The following is a 10,942-nucleotide window of genomic DNA, read 5'->3' as shown; positions in this document are numbered from 1 at the left end:
CGCGTGGGCTGGTCGGGGTCCCGGGGCGGACAGCCCCGGTGGGGCCGGGGGCAACGCCCCCCCGCAGCGCCTCCCAAGATGAGACCAATGCTCAGAACCAGGGCAAGCCCTGGACCGTTCGTGGAAGAACTGCGCGATGCGCAGTTCTTCCAACAGGCCTGTGGCAAGACCATGGAGGCGTGTCCACGCTGGCGACGGGCACGTTGCCAGTTGAATCCTCAGCGCGCGGTCTTGACGGGCAAGTTCGTCGTTAATCTTGACCTGGCCTGTTCGATGAACTGCGCGTTGCGCAGTTCATCGACCCCGAGTCCAGCGCTTGCGCTGGTCCGGGTCCAGGGGCGGACAGCCCCGGTGGGGTCTGGGGCAAAGCCCCAGCGCAGCGCCTGCCGAGATGCTACCTGTCCTGCCTGGCGCGTGTCATGATCCGGACATGAGCAAGTCTCGGAAAGAGGTCCTCGAGGAGTCCAAGAAGAACGCCGTCAAGGCGGGCGTGGTGACGGCTGGCACGGTGGCGCTGGCTGTAGCGGGCATGCCCATCCTCGCGACCGCCGCTGCGGTCCCGGCGGCCGTGCTCGGCTGGAAGTGGTGGAAGCACCGGGCGGAGAACGGAATTCGTTTCTGAGCGAGCAGTCGCGCGCGACGTCTCCTCAGCGCCCCTTGGGGAGCCGCGCCGTGCTCGTATCGATTCGCTCCCCGTCTTTCGCGCCGCCCGGCGCGTAACGATACAGCTCGGTCACCAAGACCGACGAATCCCCGACGTAAGCCCAGAGCGCCGCGCCATCGGACGCGACGGTGAACCGGGCGCTTCCGAATTCGAGCCGCCAGGGCGCCCATTCTTCGCCGCGAAGGGCGAAGTTTTCGTCGCCGCGCGCGACGATTGTACCGTCGGGCGCGCGGAGCAGGTCCCACGTTCGTTTCGGCAGGTAGGCCGCGATTCGACGGAAGGCCCCGTTTTCGAAGACGGAGACGCCGGCCGCGCCCTTCCAGACGATTCCGAGCTGTGTGTGCATGAGCTCGTCGGAAGGCTCGATGGGGATCATCTGCGATTTGTCCTGAAAAAGGACCTGAATCTTGGGTTTGCCGTCGCAGGACGTCCCGATGAAGAAACGCGCCCCCTCGTGCTTCGGCCAGCCGTAGAGATCACGCATCGGCGCGAGCTTCGAGGCCGGCGGGGGCGAGGCTTCGCACGAGGGGGGCATGTGCGGGCCCGTCGGCTCCTCCCATTCGTTGTCGTACCCCGGGAGCCGCTTCCCCCCGGCGAGCGGCTCGTAATAGTGTGCCTCGCCCCGCGCGCTCGGGTCCCGCACCACGAGATGAAGCTTTCCGTTTTTCTCGACCACCTGTTCGGCGAGGAGGTGGCCTTCGATCCGGTGCTTTTTGAGGGGCTGGAACTTCGTTCCGCGCAGTTCGAAGACGTGAATCCAGTACGGAGAGGGGGGACCCTCGTCATTGCCTTTCTTGGGGCTCCCCTCCACGAGAAGGGCAAACACCTTTCCGCCCGCGAACGAGACCGCCGTCGGCTCCGCGAACGCCCCCGAAAGGACGAACGGCCGCTCGGCTGCGGCGAGCTTCGGTTCGGGCGTCGCAGGCGGCGGGGGCGCGACGCTCGGCGGCGCGTTCGCGACCGGGACCACGGGCGGCTCGGGATCCTCGTACAGCTTGCGCCGGGCGATCCGTGGGGGTTTGGCGTCGAGCTCGAGCCAGTACACGTACGAGCCCGCCACCGCCACCCAATCCGGCTTTTCGCGGTCCGTCGCAATGGCGTACGGCGGACAGGCTCCGTCCTTGGGGACCCGAAAGATCGCGCCGCGGAGGGGAGACGCCCAATACACGAACTGCGCGTCGGTGACGAGCGGCCCTGCGGGAAGCGTCGCGCCGCTCGGATGGGCCGGGACCGCGGGGCCGAGGAGCTGCGCGTCCTTGCCGTCCTTCCCGAGCCGCGCCATCTGCATGCCGCCGAGGTTCGGGTGCCCGTGCAACGCAAAAATCTCGTCCCCGTCCACCGTGAAGCGGCTCCCATCGATCCCGCCGAAGGCATTGCCAATCTTCCCGTTCGACACCTCCACGGCCTCGCCGCCGCCGATCGGCATGCGATGGAGCCCGTCGTAACCCCCCGGGAAATAAACGAACGCTCCGTCCGCTGCGACGCCGCGGTATCCACCGAGCGGGCGCAAGAGCGTTTTTGCGGGCCCTCCTTTTCGTGGCGCCGCGTAAAGACCGCTCGAAATGCCAGTGATGGTCGGGACCGACTCTTCCCGCGTGAACACGACCCGATCGGGCGTCAGGGCAAACCCCGAGATGCACCCTTCCAGCCCCACCGAGGTGACCGGCCCGCCGTTTCGTCCGACGAATCCGACGAGCCCCGCGCAGCCCTGATCGTATCGATTCTCCGCCCGGAACCAAACTTCTCCATTCGATAGGCGGAGCCCCCGGACCGCCGCGTTTTTCGTGACATCCGCGATGAGCGTCTTGCGATCGCCACCATTCAGCGAGGCGCGCACGATGGCGCGCCCGTCGGACCAGACGAGATACGCGCCGTCGGTCGTGAACACCTCGGCGCCCTCGGCCGTGGTGAGCTCCTCGATCGGCGCCGTCGGCGGCGCACACGTATTCGCGACGGGCTTCGGCCGCTTCGGCGGCTTTCGCTCCTCGGGCGGCGGGGCCTTGGCCGTCGCCGCGGCGCGCTCCGTCGGCGGGGCGCTTGGCGGCGCGGGTTCGGCGCCCCCACACGAAACGATCGACGCGGAGGCGAGGAGGAAAGCCGTGGGCCCGAGCGTTCGCATTCCCTTTCGCTACGTGGGCGGCCGCGCACCGTCAAGCCCATTCGGCGCGATCCGCCCGACGAAGGCCTGCACCGCGTCGACGACCGCCTGCGGCTGATCCTTGTGGGGAGAATGGCGACAGGCTTCGAGCTCGACGAGCGTGACGTCCTTCGCTTGCGCGGCGATGCGGTGGATCTGGTCCATCGTCCCGTATTCGTCGTCCACGCCCTGGATCGCCAGGATCGGGCAACGAATGCGGGGCAGGTATTCCTCGATGTTCCACGCGCGGAAATCCGGGTGCAGCCAGATGTCGTTCCAGCCCCAGAAGGCCGCGTCCACGTCTTCGTGATACTTCCCGAGCCGCGCCGGCAGATCCGTGGTCGTATACGCGACCTTCGCCTTTTTGATGCTCCGGATCGAGATATCCTCCACCAGCACGTGCGGCGCCATCACGACGAGGCCCGCGAGCGGGGTCTCGGTGCCGCCGGCGCAGATCAGCGCGATCGAGCCGCCGTCGGAATGCCCGAGCAGGATCGGCCGCTCGATTCCGAGCGTCTCGAGCAGCTCGGGCAGGACGAGCAGCCCCTCGTCGTGCATGTAGCGCGGCAGGCGCGGCAGCCTCGCCGGATCGGACCCGCCATACCCGGCGCGCGAGTACACCACGGCCTCGCATCCGGTGGCATCGGCCACCTTTTGCGGAAACTCGCGCCACATCGCGACCGAGCCAATCCCTTCGTGCAGGAAGACGAGGGAAGGCGCCCCCGCGCGGGGCGCGGCCGAGGGCAAGCGGACGTATTCGAGGCGGGCGCCGTGCAGGGGGATGGTTTTTGATGCAGACATCCGAGGCCGTGAGGATATCCGAGGTCCCCCGGTTGTCGAGGCGTCGAGGGGCGCGCAGAGGTCGTTGGAGGTCAAATCGTGCCTTTGTGATCTTTGGGCTTGAGTTTCTGGACGATCCGAGGGACAAGAAGCGACCCGCGAGCTTCCATGACGCGCCCCTCGATGGCATACGACCCGACAGGGCGCCGTGATCGGAGCCCGCCCGAAGGTCGCGCGCTTCCGCGCGGCGTCGTCGCGGTCCTGCTCGTCCTCGTCTCGCTGGTGGTGAGCTCGCTCGGCCTGGCGCCGGCGCGCACCGGCAGCGCGAGCGCGTCTTCCGCGCTGCGGACCGTGGGCGCGGTCGTCGAGGTCCTGCAGCAGGTCGCGACGCCCGTCCCCGCGCAGACCCGGGTTCGCCCCGTGCCCGAGGGCCCGGGCGATCAAGCCGATCGTCCCTCCCGACCCTCGTCGTCCTCGTGGGCGCGGTTTCGTGGCCCGATTCGCTGGGATACGTCGCTGGATCCCGCCTCGATTGGATGGCCCGCGGGGGTCGTTCGCGCCGAGGCTGCGCGTGTGCTCGCGGGTTCGCCGATCGAGCGGCGCAAATCCTTGGAGCTCCCCGAACGGGCGCTCCGTTCTTCCGATTATCTGGCCGTCAACCCGGCCCGAGGTCCTCCCCACGCCTGAAGGCCGGAGCGAAACGGCGCATTCACGCATCCCCTCGCGTCGCCGCGGCTCCGCCTTCTTCGTTCATCGCCACGGAAACCAAGGCATTTCGCGTCCATCCGCAACGCGGATGGGGCGGCGTTTGTCCTTTCGTCCTCCGATGACGCACGCCCTCGGGACGCGTGTGCTCGGGCGTGTTTTGGCCTTCGTGTGCCCAAAGGGCTTGGGTTCGAGGAAAAGATGTCGACGTTGGTTGCGGTCGTTTTGCGTTCGGAGCTTTTGCTCCTTCTGTTTGCGTCGGTCCCCATGTTTCTGGGTGTGGGGATCCGGCTCGTGGCTGACCGTCTCGGCCGCGCGCTCATCGCGCATCGCGGGGCCGAGCCCCCGACGGGGGCGTGAACCATGGAGTTCATCAAACCCGGACGTCAGTTCGATTTCATGAGCAAGCGCCGGTACTTCATCGGCGGAAGTGTCCTCTTGCTCCTCCTCTCCATCTTCACTTATTTCCGCCCGGGCCTCCGGCTCGGCACGGATTTCCGTGGAGGCACCGAGATCGAGGTCGCGCTCCTGCAGAGCGTCTCCACGACCGAGATCCGGGCCGCCGTGGAGCACGCGGGATTCGAGTCCCCCGAAGTGATCGAAGTGACGAGCCCCGGAACAGCGAACCGGGTGATGATTCGTGTCCTCGAGGTCAACTCGATCTCGGAGGAGCAGAAGCACGCCGTGCGGCAGCACTTCTGCCTCGTGGAGGAGGGCGAGGCGAAGGCGGATCCGCATTGCGCGAGCGCGCTCGTCCCCACCGAGATCCGCTTCAGCCCCGGCGGCGACAAGATCTCGCTCCGCTACGAGAGCGCTCCCGACCTCGCCGCGATCCAAAAGCAGATCGAAGGCATCGAGGGCATCACGCTGCAATCCCCCGAGCGGGGCGTCGTCCTCGCGAACGAGCGCGATCACAAGGTCGAGATCCACCTTCGATCGAAGGGCGATCTGCTCCTCGACGGCCTCCGCCAAGAGCTCGGCACCGACAAGGTCCCCGCGCAGGCGCTCCGTGTCGAGTGGATCGGCCCGAAGGCGGGCGCGCAGCTCCGGGACGCGGCCATCAAGAGCGTCCTCATCGCCATCATCTTCATCATGGCCTACATCGCGTTCCGCTTCGATTTGCGTTTCGCGCCGGGCGGCATCGTCGCGCTCGTCCACGACGTCGGCATCGCGCTCGGGGCCATGGCGATCACCCAGCGCGAGATCACGATCTCCACGGTCGCCGCGATGCTCACGATCGTCGGCTACTCCATCAACGACACGGTGATCGTCTACGACCGCATCCGCGAGAACCTCCCGCGGCACCGCGGCCTCTCGTTCTCGGCGATCATCAACCTCTCCATTTCGGAGATGCTCGGCCGCACGATCATCACGTCGGGCGTGACGGCCCTCTCGATGCTCGCGTTCCTCTGGTGGGGCACGGGCATGATCAAGGACTTCGCTTTCGCGCTGCTCGTCGGCATCGGGGTCGGCACGTATTCGTCGATTTACGTCGCCGCCCCGCTCACGGAGTGGATCGACAAGCGGTTCTTCGGCGGAAGCGCTGTCCAGCAGCGCCGCGTGGTTTCTCGCGCGAAGGTGCAGAAGCGCCCGGACGCGGTCGTATGAAATGGAGACGGGCCCATGGAACAGATTCCCCTCCTCGATGAAATTGCCGTCATTGCCGCGCTCGGGGTGCTCGTCACGGTCATCCTCTCGCGCCTGCGCCTGCCGACCGTGGCGGGCCTGCTCTTCTCGGGCGCCCTCGTCGGGCCGTTCGGCTTCAAGCTCGTCCATTCGATCCACTCGATCGAGATCCTCGCCGAGGTGGGCGTCGTCCTCTTGCTTTTCACGATTGGCCTCGAGTTCTCGCTCGCGCGCCTGAAGAGCATTTTCAAGCAGGTCGCGCTCGGCGGTATTCTGCAGGTGGGTTTGACCACGGGCGTCGTGGCCGGCGTGGCCGCGGCGCTCGGGCAAACCCCGGGGCGGAGCGTCTTTTATGGGTTCGTCTTCGCGCTCTCCAGCACCGCGATCGTGCTCCGCGCCCTCGCGGAGCGGCGCGAGCTCGACGCGCCGCATGGGCGGTTCATCGTCGGCACGTTGATCTTCCAGGACCTCTGCGTCGTGCCGATGGTCCTCATCGTGCCCATGCTCGGGACGGCCGCGCCGGGCGGCGACATGGCCCGCGCGATCGGCGTGGCGCTCGGCAAAGCCGCGGCCCTCGTCATTGCGACCGTCCTCATCGCGCGCCTCGTCGTTCCGCGCGCGCTCCGGTGGGTCGCCGCGGCGCGCAGCCGCGAGGTCTTTCTGCTCGCCGTCCTGGCCCTCTGCGTGGGCACGGCGTGGCTCACGGCGAAAGCGGGTCTCTCGCTCGCGCTCGGCGCCTTCCTCGGCGGCATGGTCGTCGCCGACACCGAATACGGGCACCGCGCCATGGGAGACATGCTGCCGCTGCGAGACGCTTTCGTGAGCGTCTTTTTCGTCTCGCTCGGCATGCTCTTCGACGCGCGGGTGGTGCTGGAGCAGCCGCTCCTCGTGCTGCTCTTGCTCGGCGGGTTCCTCGTGGCGAAGGGGTTTCTCGCGACGATCGCGGCGTTCGCCATGCGTTTCCCGGCGCGGGTCGCGTGGCTCGCGGGCGTCGGACTCGCGCAGTTCGGCGAGTTCGGATTCGTGCTCGCGCGGCTCGGCGAGAGCGCGGGCGTCGTCGACGCGGGTGCGACGCGTCCGCTGCTCGCGGCCGGCATCACGAGCATGTTCCTCACGCCCGTCGTCGTGCGCGTGGCCCCGCATTTGACGGCCGGTGAGCGCCTGCTCTTGCCGCTCGAACGCCTCATCGGCGTGCGCAGCATCGATGAGGCCGACGGGGGCGACGAGCATTCCCTCGCGGGACACGTGGTGATCGTGGGGTACGGCGTCGCGGGCAAGCTCGTCGCGCGCGCGCTCGCCGCGTGCGGGGCGAGGTACGTGGTGCTGGAGCTCAACGCGGAGACGGTGCGCGTCGCGCGCGCGGCCGGCGAGCCGGTTTATTATGGTGACGCGACGAGCGAGGAGGCGCTTGGCCACGCGCACCTCGAAAAAGCCCGCGCGCTCCTGCTCCTCATGAACGACCCGCAAGCCGCCCAGCGCGTCGTGGACACGGCCAAACGCGTCGCGAAGGACGTGCCGATCCTGATGCGGGCGCGATACATGCTCGAAAAGGAGCCGCTCCTCGCCATGGGCGCAACCGACGTGGTCGCCGAGGAGATCGAGGGCGGCGTGGAGATCCTCGCGCGGCTTTTGCGCTGGCTCGAGGTCCCGCGCAACGTCATCGAGGAGCGGATCGACGAGGTGCGCGCTTCCACGCAGACGACCGAGCGAGCCAAGACGATTCCGCGGCGCGCGCTCGGCGAGCATGCGGATCTGGCCGAGTTGAAAATCGAGAGCGCGCTTTTGACCGAGGCGAGCGCCGCCGTCGGGCGATCCGCGGCCGCGCTCGGGGTGCGAGGGCACACGGGCGCGCTCATCGTGGCCCTGCGGCGCGGGGGAAAGCTCCTCGAACAGACGGACCCGAACGAGCCTTTCCTGGCCGGCGACGTCGTGTATCTCGCCGGGGCGGTCGGCTCGGTGAAGAAAGCGCTCGACATGCTGACGCGGCCGCCCTCTCCCTCGGCGCAGCCGGCGGCCGGAGGCGAGCTCTCGCCCTGAACGGTCGATACGAACTCTCGGCGCGCCGGGGATGCCCTCCCAAGGGGGCTACTCGCCACATGGTTTAGCTGGTAAGTTCTGGGGCCCCGCGGGCTTCGTGCGGGCGTGCCCGAGGGGCCTCGCGGGACGGGGGGGCCTTGCCACGATCCATCGAACACCTGTCTTCCCTGGGGGTCGCGCTCGCGCCCATCGCCGATGGGGTGCTGGTGGTCGATACCGATCTCCGTGTCGTGTTCGCGAGCGGCCCCATGCGACCGCTCACCGAGCGCCCGCTCGCGAGCCGTAAGAACATCCGGCAGGTGGTCGATAGAGTGACCGTGCGCCGGAAGGACGGGCGAATCATGGCCTGGGGCGAGACGCCCCTCGCGCGGGCGCTCGGCGGCGCGTCCGTGGTCGACGAGGTCCTCTCGTTCACCGTCCCGGGCGCCGCCGAGCGTCTGGTCGCCGTGACGGCGAGCCCCATCCGGGACGAAGCAGGCGAGCTCTCGGGCGCCTATGTGCTCCTCCGCGACGTCACGCGCCGCCTGCGCGCCGAGGAGGCGCTGCGCGAGAGCGAAGCGCGATTCCGCCACCTCGTCGAGGCGCTGCCGGACGTCGTTTTTTATCAGGACCTCGAGCTCCGTTATACCGAGGTCTACAATCCTTGTCCGCCCATTCGTCGGGAGGACGTGATCGGTCGGACCGATTTCGACATATTTCCGAAGGGGTCGGCCGAGGAGCTCACGGCGGTCAAGAAGGCGGTCCTCGCGACGGGGAAGAGCACGCGGATCGAATCCTGGCTCCCCATCGGCGGCGAACGCCGCTGCTTCGACACCTTCTTCGAGCCGCAACGCGACGCAGACGGGCGGATCATCGGGGTCGCGGCGTTTGCCCGGGAGGTCACGCAGCGCAAGAAGGTCGAGGAAGAGCTCCGGCGGAAGACGCACGAGCTCGAGGCGGTTTTTTCGGCATTGCCCGATCTTTATTTCCGGTTCGATGCCAACGGCACCTACCTCGATTGCAGGGCGGGGCGCCTGGCCGACCTGTACCTCGGCGCCGAAGAGATCGTCGGCAAACGAATGGGCGACGTCCTGCCGCCCGAGATCGCCCGCCGCTGGCAGGTCGTGAGCACCGAGGTGCTCGCTACCCGGAGGCCCGCCACGCTGGAATACGAGCTCACGTGGTCCGGGCGCACGCGCTGCTTCGAGGCGCGTATGTTGCCCCTCGTCGAGGACCAGGTCATCGCGGTCGTCCGCAACGTCACCGCCGAACGGCACGCCGCGTCGGAGCGCGAGCGGCTGCTCCAGCGCATCGAGACCGAGCGCGGGCTTCTCGAGGCGGTGCTGCGCCAGATGCCCTCCGGCGTGAACATCGTCGACGCGGAGGGCAGGTTCCTCCTCACGAATGAACAGAGCACGCGCATCGCCGGTTTTTCGCAGCAGGCCTTGGACCTCGCCGAATGCGAGGGCGCCGCTTTTTTTCACCAGGGGAAGCTGTGTCACGTCGAGGAGTTTCCGCTCACGCGCGCGCTCCGGGGAGAGACCGTGCAGGACGAAGAATACGTTTTCGTCCGCCCGAGCGGCGACAGGATCGAGCTCAGCATGAGCGTGGCGCCGGTGCTGGATCGCGAAGGACGCATCGCCGCGGCCGTGTGCGTGTTCTCCGACATCACGGAGCGAAAACGGATGGAGCACGCGCTCGCGACCGCGCGCGCGGAGGCGGAGCGCAAGGCGGCCGAGCTCCGCGCGCTCCTTCGGAGCATGGCCGAATCCGTGATCGTCATCGACGGCGAGGGCAACGTGATCCTGCAAAGCCAGACGAGTCGCATGATCGGCGGCCAGGTCCAGTCCCACGTCCGCGAGGTTCAGCAGCACATGCGCATGCTCTCACTCGGCGGCGTGCCCTTGCACTGGGAGGAATACCCTTCCCAGAGGCTCCTCCGGGGCGATCCCGTCACGGACGCCGAATACATCATCGAATGCCGTGATGGCTCCCGCCGCCACGTCCTCGTGAGCACGAGCGCGGTCCAGGACGGCGACGGTCCGATTGTCCTGGGCGTCGTGATCGGGCGCGACATCACCGAGCTCCGGCGGGTGGAGAAGGCGAAGGAGGACGTGCTGCACGCCGTTTCGCACGACTTGCGCCAGCCCATCACGGTGATGATGTCGGCCGCGCAGATGCTCCGGCGCATGCTCGCGCGCGCGCGGATGGATCACGAGGTGTCCGTGGTCGACCGCGTCGTCGGCAGCGCGAAGCGAATGGCCTCGATGATCGACGACCTCGTCGATTCGGCGCGGCTCGACTCGGGCCAGCTCCTTTTGCGCACCGAGCCCTGCGATTTCTTGCCCATGATCCAGGACATCGTCTCGCGCGCGTGGACCACGCAGGACCAGGCGCGCCTGCAGATCGAGCGCCCGCCCGAGGCGCTGCCGCCCGTGCTCCTCGACGCCACGCGCTTCGAGCGGATCTTCGTCAACCTCGTCGGCAATGCCCTCAAATACTCGCCCCCCGAGGAGCTCGTGACGATCGGCATCGAGGCGCGCGAGGCGGAGCTCGTCGTCGCCGTGCGGGATCGCGGTTACGGCGTGCCGCCCGAGGAGCTTCCGCATCTCTTCGAACGGTATTACCGCGCGCGGACGGGCAAGAAGGTCGAGGGCCTCGGGCTCGGGCTCTTCATCGCCCGCCAGCTCGTCGAGGCGCACGGGGGACGTATCTGGGTCGAGAGCGAGATGGGCAGGGGCAGCATGTTCGCATTCACGCTGCCTCTTCTGCGGGAGGGCTGAAGCTAGAGCGCCGAACCGCTCTGGGGGCGCTTCGCTGGGGCGTTGCCCCAGGCCCCACCCGGGGCTATCCGCCCCGGGACCCGGACCAGCGCAAGCGCTGGACCCAGGGTCGATGAACTGCGCGATGCGCAGTTCATCGAAAAGGCCGAGTCAACCCGCCAATCGAGACAGCCGCGCTGCCATTTCGACTGGCAACGCCGTCCCTGGTCTTGCCACCGGCCCGTGGAAGGA

At 68.1% G+C, this 10,942-nt stretch carries 7 protein-coding genes; 5 read left to right on the top strand and 2 right to left on the bottom strand.

Annotation, left to right across the window (positions count from 1 at the left end; translation table 11 throughout):
* Nucleotides 1-430 precede the first annotated feature (430 nt).
* A complete protein-coding gene (locus tag KEG57_RS52355; RefSeq protein ID WP_272428308.1) occupies nucleotides 431-622 on the top strand; it encodes a hypothetical protein in 192 nt (63 codons plus the stop codon).
* 25 nt (nucleotides 623-647) lie between these two features.
* Here the strand turns inward: KEG57_RS52355 and KEG57_RS52350 are convergent, their stop codons facing one another.
* Nucleotides 648-2,783: a TolB-like translocation protein gene (locus tag KEG57_RS52350; protein ID WP_272428307.1), complete on the bottom strand. Its 2,136-nt coding sequence runs from the start codon at nucleotides 2,781-2,783 to the stop codon at nucleotides 648-650.
* A gap of 9 nt (nucleotides 2,784-2,792) precedes the next feature.
* Nucleotides 2,793-3,602: an alpha/beta fold hydrolase gene (locus tag KEG57_RS52345; RefSeq protein WP_272428306.1), complete on the bottom strand. Its 810-nt coding sequence runs from the start codon at nucleotides 3,600-3,602 to the stop codon at nucleotides 2,793-2,795.
* A gap of 147 nt (nucleotides 3,603-3,749) precedes the next feature.
* Here KEG57_RS52345 and KEG57_RS52340 point away from each other — a divergent pair, with 147 nt between their 5' ends.
* The 4 genes from KEG57_RS52340 to KEG57_RS52325 all read left to right on the top strand — a co-directional run bounded on the left by KEG57_RS52340 (nucleotide 3,750) and on the right by KEG57_RS52325 (nucleotide 10,711).
* Nucleotides 3,750-4,268 (top strand): hypothetical protein, encoded by a 519-nt coding sequence (locus tag KEG57_RS52340; RefSeq protein WP_272428305.1) that lies wholly within the window; start codon nucleotides 3,750-3,752, stop codon nucleotides 4,266-4,268.
* 381 nt (nucleotides 4,269-4,649) lie between these two features.
* Nucleotides 4,650-5,894 (top strand): protein translocase subunit SecF, encoded by a 1,245-nt coding sequence (secF, locus tag KEG57_RS52335; RefSeq protein WP_272428304.1) that lies wholly within the window; start codon nucleotides 4,650-4,652, stop codon nucleotides 5,892-5,894.
* A 15-nt stretch (nucleotides 5,895-5,909) separates the two neighbouring features.
* The gene (locus tag KEG57_RS52330; RefSeq protein WP_272428303.1) at nucleotides 5,910-7,949 is read left to right on the top strand and encodes a monovalent cation:proton antiporter family protein; all 2,040 of its coding nucleotides are present in this window, start codon (nucleotides 5,910-5,912) and stop codon (nucleotides 7,947-7,949) included.
* 137 nt (nucleotides 7,950-8,086) lie between these two features.
* On the top strand, nucleotides 8,087-10,711 hold the full coding sequence (locus KEG57_RS52325) for a sensor histidine kinase (RefSeq protein ID WP_272428302.1): 2,625 nt from the start codon (nucleotides 8,087-8,089) through the stop codon (nucleotides 10,709-10,711).
* The last annotated feature ends 231 nt before the right edge of the window (nucleotides 10,712-10,942 follow it).

The sequence above is a fragment of the Polyangium jinanense genome (assembly GCF_028435365.1).
Note: the sequence above shows the minus strand (reverse complement) of the source record. Positions and strands in the feature narration are given on the sequence as shown.

Coding starts and splice junctions, on each gene's coding strand:
- KEG57_RS52355 (WP_272428308.1), top strand. CDS start 431: ATGAGCAAGTCTCGGAAAGAGGTCCTCGAGGAGTCCAAGAAGAACGCC.
- KEG57_RS52345 (WP_272428306.1), bottom strand. CDS start 3,602: ATGTCTGCATCAAAAACCATCCCCCTGCACGGCGCCCGCCTCGAATAC.
- KEG57_RS52350 (WP_272428307.1), bottom strand. CDS start 2,783: ATGCGAACGCTCGGGCCCACGGCTTTCCTCCTCGCCTCCGCGTCGATC.
- KEG57_RS52340 (WP_272428305.1), top strand. CDS start 3,750: ATGACGCGCCCCTCGATGGCATACGACCCGACAGGGCGCCGTGATCGG.
- secF (WP_272428304.1), top strand. CDS start 4,650: ATGGAGTTCATCAAACCCGGACGTCAGTTCGATTTCATGAGCAAGCGC.
- KEG57_RS52330 (WP_272428303.1), top strand. CDS start 5,910: ATGGAACAGATTCCCCTCCTCGATGAAATTGCCGTCATTGCCGCGCTC.